At 69.5% G+C, this 15,647-nt stretch carries 27 protein-coding genes and 1 pseudogene; 23 read left to right on the top strand and 5 right to left on the bottom strand.

Features of this window, described 5'->3' with window-relative positions; genetic code table 11:
• The 23 genes and pseudogenes from AB0E91_RS31525 to AB0E91_RS31415 all read left to right on the top strand — a co-directional run.
• Positions 1-339 (top strand): annotated as a pseudogene (locus tag AB0E91_RS31525) (hypothetical protein); the annotation flags it as partial.
• Positions 336-638, top strand: coding sequence for a hypothetical protein (locus AB0E91_RS31520; protein ID WP_359534867.1), 303 nt, complete (start codon positions 336-338; stop codon positions 636-638). The pseudogene AB0E91_RS31525 and the gene AB0E91_RS31520, both read left to right, overlap by 4 nt.
• Positions 635-832, top strand: coding sequence for a hypothetical protein (locus AB0E91_RS31515; RefSeq protein ID WP_359534866.1), 198 nt, complete (start codon positions 635-637; stop codon positions 830-832). The genes AB0E91_RS31520 and AB0E91_RS31515 overlap by 4 nt, the downstream gene beginning before the upstream one ends.
• Complete coding sequence (locus tag AB0E91_RS31510; protein ID WP_359534865.1) at positions 829-1,200, top strand: hypothetical protein; 372 nt, start codon at positions 829-831, stop codon at positions 1,198-1,200. Before AB0E91_RS31515 ends, AB0E91_RS31510 begins: the two co-directional genes overlap by 4 nt.
• Positions 1,197-1,907, top strand: a complete 711-nt coding sequence (locus AB0E91_RS31505; protein WP_359534864.1) for an SAM-dependent methyltransferase — start codon at positions 1,197-1,199, stop codon at positions 1,905-1,907. Before AB0E91_RS31510 ends, AB0E91_RS31505 begins: the two co-directional genes overlap by 4 nt.
• Positions 1,904-2,110: a hypothetical protein gene (locus tag AB0E91_RS31500; RefSeq protein WP_359534863.1), complete on the top strand. Its 207-nt coding sequence runs from the start codon at positions 1,904-1,906 to the stop codon at positions 2,108-2,110. Before AB0E91_RS31505 ends, AB0E91_RS31500 begins: the two co-directional genes overlap by 4 nt.
• Positions 2,107-2,898 (top strand): hypothetical protein, encoded by a 792-nt coding sequence (locus AB0E91_RS31495; protein ID WP_359534862.1) that lies wholly within the window; start codon positions 2,107-2,109, stop codon positions 2,896-2,898. The genes AB0E91_RS31500 and AB0E91_RS31495 overlap by 4 nt, the downstream gene beginning before the upstream one ends.
• 77 nt (positions 2,899-2,975) lie before the next feature.
• Positions 2,976-3,557: a hypothetical protein gene (locus tag AB0E91_RS31490; protein ID WP_359534861.1), complete on the top strand. Its 582-nt coding sequence runs from the start codon at positions 2,976-2,978 to the stop codon at positions 3,555-3,557.
• A gap of 106 nt (positions 3,558-3,663) precedes the next feature.
• On the top strand, positions 3,664-6,171 hold the full coding sequence (locus AB0E91_RS31485) for a phage/plasmid primase, P4 family (RefSeq protein ID WP_359534860.1): 2,508 nt from the start codon (positions 3,664-3,666) through the stop codon (positions 6,169-6,171).
• Positions 6,172-6,456: 285 nt separating this feature from the next.
• Positions 6,457-6,822: a hypothetical protein gene (locus tag AB0E91_RS31480; protein WP_359534859.1), complete on the top strand. Its 366-nt coding sequence runs from the start codon at positions 6,457-6,459 to the stop codon at positions 6,820-6,822.
• 12 nt (positions 6,823-6,834) lie between these two features.
• Positions 6,835-7,563, top strand: coding sequence for a hypothetical protein (locus AB0E91_RS31475; RefSeq protein ID WP_359534858.1), 729 nt, complete (start codon positions 6,835-6,837; stop codon positions 7,561-7,563).
• A 110-nt stretch (positions 7,564-7,673) separates the two neighbouring features.
• Positions 7,674-8,159: a hypothetical protein gene (locus tag AB0E91_RS31470; protein WP_359534857.1), complete on the top strand. Its 486-nt coding sequence runs from the start codon at positions 7,674-7,676 to the stop codon at positions 8,157-8,159.
• 78 nt (positions 8,160-8,237) lie between these two features.
• The gene (locus AB0E91_RS31465; RefSeq protein ID WP_361788709.1) at positions 8,238-9,062 is read left to right on the top strand and encodes a DNA adenine methylase; all 825 of its coding nucleotides are present in this window, start codon (positions 8,238-8,240) and stop codon (positions 9,060-9,062) included.
• Between the two features lie 37 nt (positions 9,063-9,099).
• On the top strand, positions 9,100-9,288 hold the full coding sequence (locus AB0E91_RS31460) for a hypothetical protein (RefSeq protein WP_359534970.1): 189 nt from the start codon (positions 9,100-9,102) through the stop codon (positions 9,286-9,288).
• A gap of 83 nt (positions 9,289-9,371) precedes the next feature.
• Positions 9,372-10,115 carry a hypothetical protein gene (locus tag AB0E91_RS31455; RefSeq protein WP_359534969.1) on the top strand — a complete coding sequence of 248 codons (744 nt, stop codon included), beginning with the start codon at positions 9,372-9,374 and terminating at the stop codon, positions 10,113-10,115.
• Between the two features lie 154 nt (positions 10,116-10,269).
• Entirely contained in the window at positions 10,270-10,518 is a 249-nt protein-coding gene (locus AB0E91_RS31450) for a hypothetical protein (protein ID WP_359534968.1), read from the top strand.
• Between the two features lie 22 nt (positions 10,519-10,540).
• A complete protein-coding gene (locus AB0E91_RS31445) occupies positions 10,541-10,987 on the top strand; it encodes a hypothetical protein (RefSeq protein ID WP_359534967.1) in 447 nt (148 codons plus the stop codon).
• A gap of 30 nt (positions 10,988-11,017) precedes the next feature.
• The gene (locus tag AB0E91_RS31440; RefSeq protein WP_359534966.1) at positions 11,018-11,254 is read left to right on the top strand and encodes a DUF6354 family protein; all 237 of its coding nucleotides are present in this window, start codon (positions 11,018-11,020) and stop codon (positions 11,252-11,254) included.
• Positions 11,251-11,469, top strand: a complete 219-nt coding sequence (locus AB0E91_RS31435; protein WP_359534965.1) for a hypothetical protein — start codon at positions 11,251-11,253, stop codon at positions 11,467-11,469. Before AB0E91_RS31440 ends, AB0E91_RS31435 begins: the two co-directional genes overlap by 4 nt.
• Positions 11,466-11,636, top strand: a complete 171-nt coding sequence (locus tag AB0E91_RS31430; protein ID WP_359534964.1) for a hypothetical protein — start codon at positions 11,466-11,468, stop codon at positions 11,634-11,636. Before AB0E91_RS31435 ends, AB0E91_RS31430 begins: the two co-directional genes overlap by 4 nt.
• On the top strand, positions 11,633-11,815 hold the full coding sequence (locus tag AB0E91_RS31425) for a hypothetical protein (RefSeq protein ID WP_359534962.1): 183 nt from the start codon (positions 11,633-11,635) through the stop codon (positions 11,813-11,815). Before AB0E91_RS31430 ends, AB0E91_RS31425 begins: the two co-directional genes overlap by 4 nt.
• On the top strand, positions 11,812-12,054 hold the full coding sequence (locus AB0E91_RS31420) for a helix-turn-helix transcriptional regulator (protein ID WP_359534961.1): 243 nt from the start codon (positions 11,812-11,814) through the stop codon (positions 12,052-12,054). Before AB0E91_RS31425 ends, AB0E91_RS31420 begins: the two co-directional genes overlap by 4 nt.
• Positions 12,055-12,307: 253 nt before the next feature.
• The gene (locus AB0E91_RS31415; protein ID WP_359534960.1) at positions 12,308-12,922 is read left to right on the top strand and encodes a hypothetical protein; all 615 of its coding nucleotides are present in this window, start codon (positions 12,308-12,310) and stop codon (positions 12,920-12,922) included.
• 486 nt (positions 12,923-13,408) lie between these two features.
• On the opposite strand, the gene AB0E91_RS31410 is transcribed toward AB0E91_RS31415, so the two are convergent.
• The 5 genes from AB0E91_RS31410 to AB0E91_RS31390 form a co-directional block, all read right to left on the bottom strand.
• Positions 13,409-14,149 (bottom strand): hypothetical protein, encoded by a 741-nt coding sequence (locus AB0E91_RS31410; protein WP_359534959.1) that lies wholly within the window; start codon positions 14,147-14,149, stop codon positions 13,409-13,411.
• Positions 14,127-14,324: a hypothetical protein gene (locus tag AB0E91_RS31405; protein WP_359534958.1), complete on the bottom strand. Its 198-nt coding sequence runs from the start codon at positions 14,322-14,324 to the stop codon at positions 14,127-14,129. Before AB0E91_RS31405 ends, AB0E91_RS31410 begins: the two co-directional genes overlap by 23 nt.
• A 210-nt stretch (positions 14,325-14,534) precedes the next feature.
• Positions 14,535-14,789 (bottom strand): hypothetical protein, encoded by a 255-nt coding sequence (locus AB0E91_RS31400; RefSeq protein WP_359534957.1) that lies wholly within the window; start codon positions 14,787-14,789, stop codon positions 14,535-14,537.
• Between the two features lie 127 nt (positions 14,790-14,916).
• On the bottom strand, positions 14,917-15,087 hold the full coding sequence (locus AB0E91_RS31395; protein ID WP_359534956.1) for a hypothetical protein: 171 nt from the start codon (positions 15,085-15,087) through the stop codon (positions 14,917-14,919).
• Positions 15,080-15,601 (bottom strand): GIY-YIG nuclease family protein, encoded by a 522-nt coding sequence (locus AB0E91_RS31390; protein ID WP_359534955.1) that lies wholly within the window; start codon positions 15,599-15,601, stop codon positions 15,080-15,082. The genes AB0E91_RS31395 and AB0E91_RS31390 overlap by 8 nt, the downstream gene beginning before the upstream one ends.
• Between the last annotated feature and the right edge of the window lie 46 nt (positions 15,602-15,647).

Here is a 15,647-nt window from a genome sequence, read left to right as displayed (position 1 = left end):
CAGTTCGCGGAGTACCAGCCCTTCACCCCGATCGTCGAGACGCTGCGCGGCCTGCTGGCGGGCTCAGCACACCCTCAGGAGCCTCACATGAACACCAAGCGCCCCAGGATTCCCACCGAGGTCGCCTGCCACGTCCTCTCGCACTTCGGCCGCGGCGGCTACCCGGCGGGGGACTGGACCGAGTCCCTGATCAGCCTCATCGACCGGGCCGACATGGCCAACCGGGCGAAGCTCTGCAGCACCTTCCCCGACTACGGCGACGCGATCCTCCTCGCCAAGTACGACGAGAACGGCATCGCCTACCTCCAGGCCATCGCCGGCGGGCAGGTGGCCGCGTGAGCACCGCAGGGGACCGCCTCAAGGCGCAGGGCATGGGCGAAGCAGACGACGCCACCGACAACGAATGGAAGTCGGAGTGCGACGACGGCATAGCCGAGATGGCCCGGCGGCGCATCCCCTTCCAGGCCCACGACCTCGTCGACGCAGGCCTCGTCCGGGAACCGGCCAACCACCACCAGTGGGGCCCCCGATTCGCCTACGCGGCCCGCCGCGGCGTCATCCGCGAAGTCGCCGCCACCAAGTCCAAACGCACCACGTCCCGCTCCTCCCGCCTCGTCACCTGGATCGGTGCCGCATGAACCCCACCCTGCAGACCGCACTCGCCGGGTTCGGCGCCTTCAGCGCCCTCAGCTACGGGGCCCTCGCCGTCTGGATCTGCGCCGTCACCGCCACCAAGAGGCGCGGCCACCGCACCCCCATCACCGAAGCCGAGATCCGTGCCGTCGACTTCGACGCCGAACTCGCCAAGCTCACCAAGGAGACCGGCCGATGAGCGCCTCCAAGAAAAAGGGCACGGCAGCCGAGACGGCCGTCGTCAACTTCCTCCGTGCCATCGGGTTCACCCAGGCCGAGCGCCGGACCCTGAATGGCACCCATGATCGCGGTGACATCGCCGGCCTGCCGGGCATCGTTATCGAGGTCAAGAACTGCTCCCGTCAGGAACTGGCCGCCTGGCTCGACGAAGCCGAGCGGGAGCGTGCGAACGATGGTGCGTCCCTCGGAGCCGTCTGGCACAAGCGCCGCGGTAAGGGCAACCCTGGCGACTGGTTCGTCACGATGTCCGGCCTGCAGTTCGGCTACCTGCTCCGCGAGCACATGGAAATGTCTCCGCTGGACACGGAGAGCGGTGAAGCGGCGTGACCTTCACCCTGCCCCCGCGGGTCCCGAACGGCTGGACCTTGCTCGACGTCTGCTGCAAGCAGGGCATGGCCTCCTACGGCTACTACCTCGCCGGGTTCGACGTCATCGGTGTGGACCGGGAGCCGCAGTCCCGCTACCCGTTCCCGTTCATCCAGGCCGACCTCCGCGACCTCGACCCCGCCTGGATACGAGAGAACTTCGACGCCTCCGCGTGGTCGCCGCCGTGCTGGGCCCACTCCGACCTCGCGCACCGCACAGGCCTGGAGTACGAGGACTTCATCCCCGAGGCCCGCGCGATCGCCGAGGCGACCGGCCTGCCGTTCGTGATCGAGAACGTCGAGGGAGCGCCCCTGAAGAACCCGATCACCCTGTGCGGAACGATGTTCGACGGGCTCCGCGTCAGCCGGCACCGCATCTTCGAGTCGAACCTCGCGCTGTACGCGCCGCGGCCGTGCCCGAAGCGGCACCCGCTGCACTACACCCGCGACAAGCGGAAAGCGCACTACGGGCAGCTCGATCAGTGGACCTCGTTCGTCCAAGTCACCGGTGGCGGTAACTGCTCGAAGGCCGCGGCTGAGGACGCGATGGGCGTGCCGTCCGGGTGGATGACGAAGGACGGCCTGAACCAGGGCGTGCCGCCCGCGTACACCCGCTGGATCGGCCAGCAGCTCGCCGACCACCTGGCCACGGTGGTGGTGGCCGCATGAGCGAGCAGCCCGTCGTCATCACCGGTATCCGCCCCGGCCTCCACATCAGCGGCCTCGACCGCGGCCAGATCCCCACCGCCGACTGGCTGTGCACCTGCGGCCACCACCAACGCGCCCGCGGCGAAGACGGCGTCCGCCAGCTGTGCGCCGAAGTCCGCGTCGGCCACTGCCCCCACACCACACCAGCCAAGGAGGCGGCGTGACCTTCACCCAGCCCGCCGGCACCGTCACCGAACACGAGACCGGAGCCGGCGCCCACATCGCCCAGATGATCCGCCAGCTCGTCATCGACACCGCCAACAACGCACCCCGCTCCCGCCAGCGCCGAATCGGCCCCAGCGAGGTCGGCAACCCCTGCTCCCGCGCCCTCGCCTACAAGGCGAGCGACTGGCCCGAAGTCCCCGGCGCCGACCGGGACCCCTGGGCAAGCATCCAGGGCACCGCAGTCCACGCCTGGATGGCGGAGCTGTTCGAGAAGCGCGACCCCAAGGGGGAGCGCTACCTCGTCGAGAAGCGGGTCACCGTCCGCCAGGGCTACACCTACGACTCCACCATCGCCGGCTCCGCCGACCTGTACGACCGCGCAACCGGCACCGTCTACGACTGGAAGATCACCGGCGTCACCTCGCTGCGCAAGTACCGCAGCCAGGGCCCCGGCGACCAGTACCGCATCCAAGCCAACCTGTACGGGCTCGGCATGGAGAACGCAGGCGAGAAGCCGCAGCGCGTCGCCATCGTCTTCCTCCCCAGGCACCACGTCCTCGAGCCCTACGTGTGGGTCGACGACTACCGCCGTGACGTCGCCGAGCAGGCCATCGCCCGCCTCGACGCCATACGCGAACTCGTCCTCAAGCTCGACCCCGAGAAGAACCCCGAGCGCTGGGCGATGTTCCCCACCGACCCCAAAGCCCGCTGCGTGTTCTGCCCCTGGCACAAGCCCGGCAGCACCGACCTCAGTCAGGGCTGCCCCGGGATCCCCAAGACCTCCTGAACCGCACCGCGGCCCAGGACGCACCAGCCCGCACGGCAACCCAGCCAACGGGACAACGCACACCAAGGAGACACATCGTGTCGATGTTCAACCAGCCCACCGCCGGCGGCGGCTTCCTCAAGCCGGCCGAGATGAACGGGCACCTCGTCCTGTTCACCGTCGTCCACGAGATCGGCAAGCGCTACGACCAACTGCGCAACGAGGAGATCGACCAGGCCGTCGTCGACGTCGTCGACCTCGAAGGCGACAACGAACTGCGCGAGCGGGTCAACGTCACCCACAAGGGCATCGTCTCCCGCCTCGCCACCGGCGCCACCTTCGTCCTCGGCCGCATCGGACAGGTCTCCACCAAGTCCGGCTTCCAGGCCTGGGCGCTGCTGCCCTTCAACGAGGGAACCGACGACGCCAAGGCCGAGGCATGGGTCAACGCCCACAAGCCGACCTTCACCCAGGCTGCCGCCCCCACGCAGACGCCGGCCGCCGCAGCGCCCGCTCCGACACCGGCCGCACAGCCCCCGGTCAACACCACCACCGGAGAGATCGCAGGCGGCGTCGACCTCAGCGACCCCGCCGTCCAGGCCCTCCTCGCCCAGGTGCAGGGCGGCCAGGCCACGGCCCCCGCCGCGGCGCCGCAGGCCGGCGGCCAACCCCCGTTCTGATCCACCCCGCTCGACCGCCCGCCCGGAACCAGCCGGCGCCCCGGAGTGCAACGCCCGGGGCGGGCACGAAGCCAGCTTTCCGCTTCAAGTCCGCCAAGGAGACACAGTGAGCCCCGACTTCAGCACCCTCGAGGTGGCCCTCGCCTGGCACCAGGCCGGCGCCAGCGTCGTCCGGGCTGCCATCGACGGCACCAAGCGGCCGGACGGGGCATGGAAGCAGTACCAGACCCAGCGCCCCACCGAGCAGGTGATCCGCTCCTGGTTCGAAGGCGGCCACCCCGGCCTCGGCATCATCCTCGGCTCCGTCTCCGGCAACCTGGAGATGCTCGAATTCGAAGGCCGCGCCGTCACCGAAGGACAGCACGAAGAGTTCGACGAGATCGCCGAAGCCTCCGGTCTCGGCGACGTGTGGCAGCGCATCAAGGACGGCTACTGCGAGCAGACCCCGACCGGCGGCTACCACCTCATCTACCGCGTCGCCGGCGGCCCCGTCCTCGGCAACACCAAGCTGGCCCGCCGCCCCGCCACCACCGAGGAACTCGCGGCCAAGCCCGGCGAGAAGGTCAAGGTGCTCATCGAGACCCGCGGTGAAGGCGGATTCGTCGTCACTGCCCCCTCGCACGGTCCTGTGCACCCCAGTGGCCAGCCGTGGCAGCTGCTCGCCGGCCACCCGAAGAACGTCGCCGAGATCACCGCGAGCGAGCGTGACGCCCTGTTCACCATCGCCCGCATGCTCGACCAGATGCCCGCCATCCCCGACGTCCCGGCGCAGACCCGCACCGAAGCCGTCGGCACACCGGACGTCGGCGGGGTGAAGCCGGGCGACGACTACGAGCAGCGCACCGACTGGGCCGACATCCTCACCCCGCGCGGCTGGCAGCTCATCGGCCAGCACGGTGACACCCGCTACTGGAAGCGGCCCGGAAAGACCGACCCGGGACCGTCCGCCACCACCGGCCACAGCAGCGACCGAGACCGCCTGTTCGTCTTCACCACCTCCACTGAGTTCGAAGCCGAACGCCCGTACACCAAGTTCGGTGCCTACGCCCTCCTCGAGCACGGCGGCGACCACAGCACTGCCGCCAAGGAACTGCGCCGCCGCGGCTACGGCAGCGCCCCCACCGCACCCACCGGCCGGCCGCAGCTGCGCGTCGTCAACGGCTTCACCCAGCCCATGACCGGCATGCCGCCCGTCGACGGCACCAACGCCCTCCAGATCGACACACAGCCGCGCCCCACCGCATCCAGCGGCACCTGGCCCGAGTCCTACACCGACGACGGCAACGCCCTCCTCTTCGTCGACATCTACGGCGAGCAGATGCGCTACGTGCCCCAGCGCGGCATGTGGCTCACCTGGGAAGACCACCGCTGGACCTGGGACGAAGGCGGCCTCGCCATCGAACGCGCCCGCGACATGATCCGCACCCTCGACCCCTACGTCTTCGATGACGAGGCCGAGCAGAAGCGCGCCCACAAGCACAAGGCCACCAGCCTCAGCCGCGCCTCCCTCAACGCCGCCGTCCAGCTCGCCCGCTCCGACCAGCGAGTCGTCGCCCCCGCCGCACAGCTCGACGCCACCGCCACCCACCTGAACACCCCCGGCGGCATCGTCGACCTCGTCACCGGCGAGATGCACCCCTCCGACCCTGACGCCCTGCACACACGGTCCACCACCGTCGCGCCCGACTTCGAAGCCGACGCCCCACGCTGGCGGACCTTCCTCGCCGACACCTTCGGCGAGGACACCGAACTCGCCTCCTTCGTGCAGCGCCTCGCCGGCTACTCCGCCAGCGGCGACACCCGCTTCCACGTCCTGCCCTTCCTTCACGGCCCCGGCGGCAACGGCAAGACCGTCTTCCTTGACGTGCTACGCATCCTGCTCGGCGACTACGCGGCCACCGCACCCAACACCTTCCTCATGGTCGGCCAGCAGCAGCACGAGACCGAAGTCGCCCGCCTCGCCGGGCTGCGCCTCGTCGTCGTCTCCGAGGTCAACCAGGACGCCCGCTTCGACGAAGCGAAGATGAAGCTGCTCACCGGCGGCGACGCCCTCACCGCACGGTTCATGCGCCAGGACCACTTCACCTTCGAGCCGACCCACCACCTGTGGCTGATGGGCAACCACCTGCCCGCGGTCAAGGCCGGCGGCGACTCGTTCTGGCGACGCCTGCGCCTGGTGCCGTTCACTCGCACCGTCCCCGAAGAGAAGAAGATCGACGGGCTCGCCCGGATCCTCGCCAACGAGGAAGGCCCGGCGATCCTCGCCTGGATGATCCGCGGCGCCGTCGACGCCTTCGCCGCCAAGCTCCGCGAACCGTCCGCCGTCATGGCGTTCACCGAGTCCTACGCCGAGGAAGAGGACGCGCTCGCACGGTTCATGGAGGACTGCTGCCACGTCAGCGGCAGCCCCCACGTCACCACCGTCACCTCAAAGCTGCGCAACGCCTACGAGGAGTGGTGCCGTGCCGAAGGCGAGATCCCCCTCAAGCCGCAGGTGCTCGGCCGGGAGTTGAGAACTCGGTTCGGCATCGACCAGAAGCGCAGCAACGGCCGCCGCCTGTATGTCGGCGTCGCCCTCATCGCCAACGACGTCGACGACGAAGGGGAGCGGTGACAGTGACCGCAGTGACCGTCCAGTGCCCGATGAAAAACCCCATCGGTCACTGCGTGGTATGCAGTCTGACCTGCAATGGTCGCGAATCAGTGACCGCAGTGACCGATAATTCCCTGTTCCACAGTCATACGCGCGCATGCGCACGCGCATTTCGGCTCATAGGCAAACAACGGTCACTGCGGTCACTGCCCAAGGCATCCCCGCAGGTCAAGGGTCGAATCAAGGCAGTGACCGATCGGGCACTGTCCACATGCTGGAACTCTGCACTACAGCGGGTGATGACCCGTGACTAAGAAGCCGCCGGGGTGGCTCGACCTATCCGCGCCCCTCACCAACAAGGTGCGCACCCAGCTCTGCCCCCGCTGCCGGCAGCCCATCCTGCGCGCCCTCGTCGGCCACGTTGCCGCCCTCGACACCCGCGCCGACCCCAAACCCCTCACGCCCCTCGAGGAACTCGCCGCCCGCCTCCAAGGCCGCTGGACCTACTGCCTCCGCATCCATCCCGCACTACCGCCCCGACTCCTCAACCGCAGCCCCGAACACATCCGTGCCGGCCGCTGCACCCACCTCGTTGTCGCCGACCACCACTGCACACGGACACCGGCACCCGCCGACCCCCACACAGCACCCGAACCAGACCGACTCTTCTGAAAGGACCAGGCGATGAAGCCCCGCCCGAAGAACTCGAAGATCCCGCACGGACACCCGGCCTGCGCCGACTACGGCTGCAAGCGCGAAGAGTGCCTGAGCGCCCGACGCCGCGCCCAGAAGGAACGTGAATACCTGCGCACCGTCGGCCGCCCCTGCCGACCCAGCACCGACCGCACCGCCCAGCACATCGCCAGGCTGCGTACCGCCGGAATGTCAGACGCCGCGATCCGCGCCACCGCCGGCATCGGCTACGACCCCTTCTACAACGCCGCGCGCCCCGGAGGCATCACCACCCGGGCGACGGAAGCGAGGATCCTGGCTGTACCGATGCCCGCGGTCGCCGAGGGGACCGTGAACTGCGCCCGCATCAACGGCCGCGGCACCCTGCTCCGTCTTCAGGCGCTGATGGCCGTCGGCTGGCCGCAGGCCGTCATCGCGCAGCGGATGGACAACGACAGCACCTGGACGTCGCTGTCGCAGGTGATGCGGCGCCTCACTCTGGGCGGCCAGTACGTGACCTTGGGCATGGCCATCAGCGTCCAGCGGGTCTACGAGCAGTTGTGGAACCAGGACCCGCTGCAGCACGGGGTCTCACCTCTGGCCGTGCGCCGCGCCAAGTCGAAGGCCAAGGCCGGGAAGTGGCCGATGCCGATGGCTCTCGACGACGACGCCCTCGACGACCCGCGCAACGGACGGCTCATCAACCCCTCACCGTCGAAGCCCCGCCTCAACGCCGCCTGACCCGGGCGCCTGGCCGTGCGGTACCGCCCCGTCCGGGCAGACACCGCCCCCGTGCACCCACCACCGAGCCTGACCGCCGCACACCCCACCACCGCCACAAGGAGCACACCATGACCAGCACGCCGCCCCTCGACCTCGACGCCATCCAGGCCCGCGCCAACGCCGCCAACAAGGGGCCGTGGTTCGCCACCAAGGACGGCGTCGACGGAAACGTCCCGCTTGTCTTCGTTAACCGCACCTCGCCGAAGGGCGTCACGTACTCCAGCGTCCTGTGGAACGCCGACTGGGCGACCGAAGCCGACGCCGAGTTCACCGCCCACGCCCGCGAGGACGTGTCCGCGCTGCTCGCCGAAGTCCACCGCCTCCGCGCCGAGCTGGAGCAGGCCGCATCCGCCGTACAGCGGGGACTGGACGTGCTCCGCGTCTGGCGCGACGAGCGAGAGATCGGTCCGGAGGCTGCACGCCTGCTGTACGAGGTCGGGGCCGAGTTGACTGAGGCCGCCGCCGAGGAGACGCACGTCGTCGCCGACGACAGCGACGACCCCGAGCACGTACCCAACCCGCCTTACGACCTGCCCGACGGCGACTGGCAGTGAGGCAAACCCCCGCCGTCCTGCCGTCGTCCGGCGCCTGACCACCACACCACCACCAACGCACCCAAGGAGACCCGCCCCGTGAAGAGCCCCGTCCCGTACTTCGGCGGCAAACAGACCATCGCCCCTTGGATCACGTCGCTGCTGCCCGACTGCGGGCACTACGTCGAGCCCTACTGCGGCAGCCTGTCCGTGCTGCTCGCCAAGCGGCCCTCACCGATGGAGACCGTCAACGACCTCGACGGCGAGCTCATGACCTTCTGGCGCGTCCTCCGGGACCGGCCCGACGACCTGATCCGCGCCTGCGCCCTCACCCCGCACGGCCGCGCCGAGATGCTCGCCGCCCACGAGCCGGCCACGGACGAGCTGGAACAGGCCCGCCGCGTCTGGGTGCGGCTCTCCCAGTCCCTCGGCGGCCAGCTCCGCAAGAACGGATGGCGGCACTACGTCAACCCCAGTGGTTCATGGACCGGGATGCCCGGCTACCTGGACGGCTACGTCGATCGGATGGCCGCGGTCGCCGAGCGCCTGCACCGGGTTTCGCTGGAGTGCATGCCCGCCCTCGACGTGATCGGCAAGTACGGGCGGCACGCCGAGGTGCTGCTGTACGTGGACCCGCCGTACCTGGGTGCGACCCGAGAGGCGACGACCCGGTACCGGCACGAGATGAAGACCGAGCAGGAGCACCGCGACCTCGCGGCCGCGCTCGCCGACTGCCGGGCCGCAGTTGTCCTGTCCGGCTACGACAGCCCGTTGTACGACGAACTCTACGACGGCTGGCACCGGTACGCGAAGGCTGCGATGACCGGCAACGCCAAGGGTGACAAGGCGCGTACCGAGGTCCTGTGGTCGAACCGCCAGCTCGGCAGCCAGCTCGACCTCCTCAGCCTGGACGCCTCCGCGTGAGCCGGCCCCGCACGACGACGGCCCTGGAAGGAGCATCGTGAGCGCCGACGCCTACCTGATCATCACCTGCGAGCACCCCGGCTGCGAGTTCCCCGAAGGGCACTGGTCGGTCCGGTTCGAGCCCCACACCCACACCGAGTTGCGGCGCCTGCTGAAGGAGCACCGCGGCTGGACCCGGAAGCGGCGTGACGGCCGGCTCGTCGACCTCTGCCCCGAGCACGCGTGACCCGCACGACGACGGCGCCCGCTCCTGCTCGTAACAGGAGCGCGCGCCGCCTGCCCCGACCTTCTCACACCCCTGGAGCCCCGATGAACCAGCCCGACGACACCTGCCGCCCCGTTGAGATCGACGGCGAGACGATCCGCGTCCGAGGTGCGGCCGAGATGAGCAACGAGAGCCGCGCCATGCTCGCCGAGGTGGTCGGCGCAGCGAAGCGCAAGTACGCCGCCGAGCACCCGCCGACCGTGGTCACCGACCCCGAACGCCGCGAGCGGTACGCCGCCGCCCTGTACGCCACGCTGGAGGTCTCCCCGACCCGGCACCCGTGGGAGACGCTCAGCCCGCTCCGCCGCGCTGTCTGGTATGTCCGCGCGGACGCGGCCATGAAGCTGGCCGACGAGGAGCGCACCGCCGTGCCCGCGGTGCAGTCGCCCGCCGACCGGGCAGCCGAGGTGGAACAGCTCCGTGCGGACGTGGAGCACTGGCAGCGGATGTACAACGCCGAGCACGCCCGCCACGTCGAGGTCGTGGGTGCTCTCGTCACCGACCGGGCCGCGATACTCCGCGAGTTCCTGTCCCAGCTCGACGAGCGGCTCCTCGGCTGCTGCGAGGAGTGCAACGCCTGCGCGGCCATCGCCCGGGACCTTGCCGCCGAATTCCCTGAGGACGACAAGGAGCGTCGGCTGGCTGGCGAGCAGCCCACACCCGACGAGGCGGCGTCTTGCCCTGGCTTCCCGGAACGCTGCCCCAACCTCCGCACCGTTGAGCCGAACCCGCCCGAGCACTACGGCGGGATCCGCTGCGGCTGCGGAGACACCCAGCCACCTGCCTGACCGCCAACCTGCCGGGGGTCGCGCCCACGACCCCACGGCGGGCCACTACGGGCCCTCACACGGCCTCACAGCCCGCGCGGGCAGTCCCGGAGGGTCCAACCCCTCACAGAGCCCCACAGGCCCCGCCACGCCAATCCAGCACCGAGGAGACACCATGACCCCAGCCGACGAGATCACCGTCGCACTGGCCACCGCCGCCGAACGACTCCGCACCGCCCGCTTCACCGGCGCCATGACCACGACCCCGACCGGCGCCGCCCTGCTGCGAATTCGCGGACCCCTCGCCGACTGGCTCGGCTGCCTCGCCACCCTCGACCCCACCGAACGCGGCAGCGACACCTGCGGCTGGTGCGGCAACAACCACCCCGAGATCGTCACCCGCGCCTTCAACACCCCTGCCTGACCAGCCAACAGAGGAGCCAGTCATGACCAACCCGACCATCACCGACCTCCGCCGCGAACTGGAGAAAGCCCGACTCGCGCTGATCGACGCGCAGTCCCACCTCTCCGCCCACGCCCAGATGAACGCCGCACTGCACTGCGCCACCGAGGTCTTCTACTCCCCGCTCCACGCCAAGGTCACCGCCGCCATCGCCGGGATCGAACACGCCCTCGCCCGCACCGACCGACCGCTACCCACCCTCGACAGCCACTCCAGCGACGGCGTGTGGGCCGCGCTCGCCGCCGACCTCGACCGCTGCCAGCACGGCCGCCATCAGGGCGACGACTGCGGAGACTGCGGCGGCCGGTCCCGCGGCAACCACCACCTCCGCCCCGGCACCGTCATCGGCTACGGCCTGCGCGGCGACCACATCGTCATGCCCGACCGCGACCACAAGCACGACCCCGCCGCCTGGCGCGCCCAGCCGTAGCCCGCACCCCGCCCACCACCAGGAGCAGTCGTGACCGACACCCCGACCCCTACCCCCGGCCAGATCTGGCAGGACAACGACAAGCGCAGCTACGGCCGCCGACTCCGCATCATCGCCATCGACGACACCCACGCCACCTGCGAACTCGTCACCCCGCGCGACGCCGGCCACCAGAAGGCCAAGCCCGGCCGCCGCACCCGCATCCGCCTCGACCGGTTCCGGCCCACCACCACCGGCTACCGGTACATCAGCGGAGACCAGCAGTGACCGCGACCCTCTACGCCTGGTGCTTCGACCACGGCATGCTGCACCGCTTCGCCGGCGACCCCTGGTGCACCGCCCGCTGGGTCGCCTTCACCGCCACTACCGAGACGGACGCTCGCGACGCCAAGCAGCACGCCTACGGCGACGCCCAGTTCCTCCACGAACTCCCCACCCAGCAGCAGCTCGACGTCATTGAGATCCGCAGGGCGCGACCGTGACCGCCGGCCAGCTCACTCCCGACTGGGGCCCGAACTGGCGCGACGACCCCGATGCCCTCGACCGGCTGTGTCAGCGCGGCGCCGAGGCCCTGTACGGCCACCAGGCGCTCGCCGCCCAGCAAACCCGCCACATCGAAACGATCACGCCCGACCGGAGGTACCTATGACCCGCCCCCCGATCCGCTGGCAGCCCGACGACGGCAGCGCCGCGATCCTCGCCGCCTACGGACGCCGCGGCGAACGCCCCGGCAACGTCATCCGCCGCGCCCTGCTCCTCCTCGCCCGCGCCGACGGCGTCCTCAACGGGCGTGGCCGGTTCGTGCCACCGCAGGGGAGGCGGCCGTGAGGGAACTCACCGCCCGGCAGCGCGAAGTGCTCCTCCTCGCCGCCAACGGCAACAGCAACGCGGACATCGCCGTCTGGCGCGGCGTCACCCCGGCCTCAGTCCGCGAGATCCTCACCGCCGCCTACCGCCGGCTCGGCGCCCGAGACCGCGCCCAAGCCGTCGCCATCGCACTCGCCGTCGGCGAACTCGGCGTGCATCAAATTCACATCCCCGACCAGCAACGAGAGGCAGCAGCGTGAACGACTACGCCCGCGAGCCGGTCGCTGCAGCCTCCCCGCCACCGCCATCAGGCGGACGAACCGTTTCTTCGATCACCTTGCGCCGCGGCGACTTCACCCCGGCCACCGAGCCAGCAGCACGAGCCAGCTCCGCTCGTAACTGATCGAACGCCACCGGACCTGACAGCTCCCGCATCCTGCGACTTCTGCCCATGCAGCACCAACGACCCACCGCACCGCCCGTAACCGCAATACCGCCGAACGGAGCACGCCGATGTACCTCGACGACGCCGACACCGTCCCCTGCGCCGTATGCGACAAGCCCGCCCGTGAGCGAGTCCACCGCGGATGCCGGGAACGCATGGCCGAGGCGCTGGGTGAACTTCCGCAGTTGTACCGGCAGCTGGCCGTCGCGCTCCTCCCCAGCCGGCGCGGTGACGGGCCCGTGGTCTCCGGTACGCCCGGCAGCAGCATGCCGCCCAACGAGGACGCCCTCGACCTCCGTTCCCGCGGCGGCATCGAAGGAGTTGTCGGCGGCTGGGCCCGCGACCTCTGCGACCGCGAGCGCTGGGACATCCCCGCCTACCAGTCCGTGCAGGCCGTCGTCGACTGGGCGTGCACCGTCCTGCTCGCCAACCTCGGCGTCATCTGCGACGAACACCCCGCCGTGAAGGAGATCGCGCACGAACTGGCGAAGGTCACCGCGCAGGCGCGCGGTCTCGTCACCGGCGAGAAGCAGCCCCGAAAGATCGGCGTCTCCTGCCCCTGCGGACGCACCCTGAAGATCACCATAGACACGGCTGGCGTCCGCTGCCCCGCCTGCTCCGCGCAGTACGGGCACAGCGAAGCGCTCCGGCTGCCCCTCGCCGAGAGGCGAAGTGCGGCATGATGAGGCGCCTCACCTCGGGGGGAATCCATGGACGAGAAGAGTCGTAGAGAGGCAGCCCTAGGCTTTCTCATCTGCGTTGCGCCCATCACCGCCATCGCGCTCTGGGTAGCCAGTACAGGGCCAACCGCCGAGCCGCCCGCATACACGACACCCAGCGAGTCAGCCATCACCTGGACGCCAACTCCACAGGTGATCGCCCCTGAAGACCTGACCCCGGCCGAACAGGACTGCGGAGACGGCACCCAAGGAACATTCGCTGAGTGCTGGCAGCGAGCTCGCGACCAAGCCATCGAACGGCTAGGGACGGGTTGGGCCAACCCATCAACTCCCGTGGCGATACCGTCGCTCGCACCTCCCGCCCTGACCGTCTGCGCAGATGGCAGCATCAGCCACTCCACTGGGAGCGGCACCTGCTCCTGGCATGGCGGGATCCGCTGAACGCCGAAGGGCCCCGACCGCAACCCGCGGTCGGGGCCCTTCGGCCCGCTAGGGCCAGAACAGTTTGACCTGCTCAACAGAAGGCCGCTGGGTCGGCACTTCTGGCGGCATGACGGTGTAACCCAACAGGCGCAACACCTCGGCGGCAGCCTCAGGCGCGTCCCGAACGGCAGACATCAGTTGGATCTCCCGCCAGCTCTTCAGGTGATCATCGATCACGGTCCGCCAAGCCGGCGCCGTGTCGATGGCGAACTCCCGCTTCAGAAACAGAAGCACGTCCTCAAGCGACGGCCGCATCCGATGCCCACCCACCGGCAAGTGCATCTCCGACAGCCGCGGAAGCTTCCTACGGCGGAAGCCCTGCTTCGGCCGCCCCGCATCCGCTAGGCGCAACAGGTACGCCATCTCATCCCGATGCGCGTGCACCTGGATGTGAGCACCAGGAGGCTCCTTGCTACGCCGGACGTACTCAAAGCGGATCAACGGATCCGAGATCCCGGCGTAGTGGACATGGATGTCTGCTTGGTCCGTTGCCAGGAACGTGCTGCTGCCGTCCCAGCAGCAGTAGTACCGGATCATGAGGCTGATCACCGGTTCTTTGTTCACAAAGACCGGGATCCGCTGCACCTTCTCATCCGCCGACATCGGCGACACCCGCACTCGCCGGCCCATGTTCAGAGCAGCAAAACGCGGGGCGTCCTCACCCAGGACCCCCCGCGTCAATGCAGTCAGATCATCGGCGAACGTGGTCGCCAACTCATCGAGCTTAGACGTCTCCTCGGCTGTCACCGTCGAGAAGGTAGTCGATGCCCTCGATGGTGTGCCAGACGTCCAGTTCGTCCATCGACAGGCTGTACACGTCGGCCCGGTCGCGCAGTTCCTCATAGGTCATACCGACCTCGGCGAGCAGCCTGTTCCGCTGCTCGCGCAACTGCTCCGATGTCTTGTGAATCACCGTGGTCATAGCGAACCCCCAGTCCGTAGCTGCCGCCAGTCAAGCATTGCCCACTGACATCCAGTTGGGCGGCCCGTCGATACAGCATCCTTGCGAGTGACGCCCACAGTCCAGATACCCGCTCACGATCGAGCGAAAGCGCAGGTGGGAGCGTCAATGTAGCCTCACTGAGAGACTCCAGCCGCATTACTCCGACTGAGGTCTGCCCAAGCCGTCCGGCTACGCGGCTTCCTCCACCGCCGCCGGTTCGACCGGCCGCCGTCCGGCGAGCACCTGCCGGATCCAGCCCGCAGACAGGCCCATCCGCGCGGCCAGCTCTTCGATCGGCACCCCGCGCCGGCGCGCCGCCCGGATCGCCCAATCCCGCCGAGCCCGCCACCGCTCCCGCGCCACTCGGCCCGCCACCGTGCGGTGCAGTACCACTGCGGTGTGCAGCAGCAACCGGCCCACCGCGTCATCCCACCTACGAGCCACGTCATCCCCCTCGCGTTGAATGCCACCCCGCTGACAGACCACGGTCAGGGGAGTGGCGCGGGCTCGCAAGGGCGCAAACGGCGAAGCCCCGCCCGTGCACAACAGGCGGGGCTGATGGGGTCAGAAGTCACTCCGACGGTCGCATCTCCGTCAGCTCGTACAGCGACGGCAGCTCGGGCATCGGCACCCGCAGCGCCCGGCCCAGCATCGCGCGGGCCACGATCTCCCACTCCGCCTGCGGGCGGCCGGCCGGGCGGACGAACAGCAGGCTGCCGTCGGGTCGGTCTCGGTCACGCAAGTTCTTCGTCGGTGAAGAGACCTGAAGCCAGCTTGTGCGCCCGCCGGGCCTCCCGCGCCCGCCGCTCGGCTTCCTGCCTTGGTACCCCCTCAGACAAGAGCTTGCGCAGGGTTTGTACCTGAACCGCTCGTGCGGCAACACCCACGCCGCGACGGCGTCGAGCTTCAAGCGAGATACGCAGCGCTTTGGCTCGCTGCTCGGCCTTGAACTCCGCGGACCCGATCCGATTGCGCCGAGGTCGCGTCAGCGTGGCGGACAGTGCTGCGGCCTGAATGAGTTGCACTGGATCGCGAGACTCGAAGGTGAACCATTCGCCGTGCGAGCGAAGGCTGGCGAAGTGGCGGTGCAGGTAAGTCTCCAACTGGTGGCCACCAGGACATTGCCACAATACGGAGAGTGGTACCGGTGACATGCGCTGGATGATCCCGAAGCGCTCAGCCAGGTTCGCCGTGCGTCCGATCTTCACCGTGTTGCTGCCGGGCGCGCCAAGGACGTAGACGACCTCTTCGGGCATTCGTTCCCCTCCCAGTTCTGTCAAGATGATGAAGGGCCCGCTCACC

Source organism: Streptomyces sp. NPDC026659, assembly GCF_040638245.1.
GTDB lineage: Bacteria > Actinomycetota > Actinomycetes > Streptomycetales > Streptomycetaceae > Streptomyces.
Note: the sequence above shows the minus strand (reverse complement) of the source record. Positions and strands in the feature narration are given on the sequence as shown.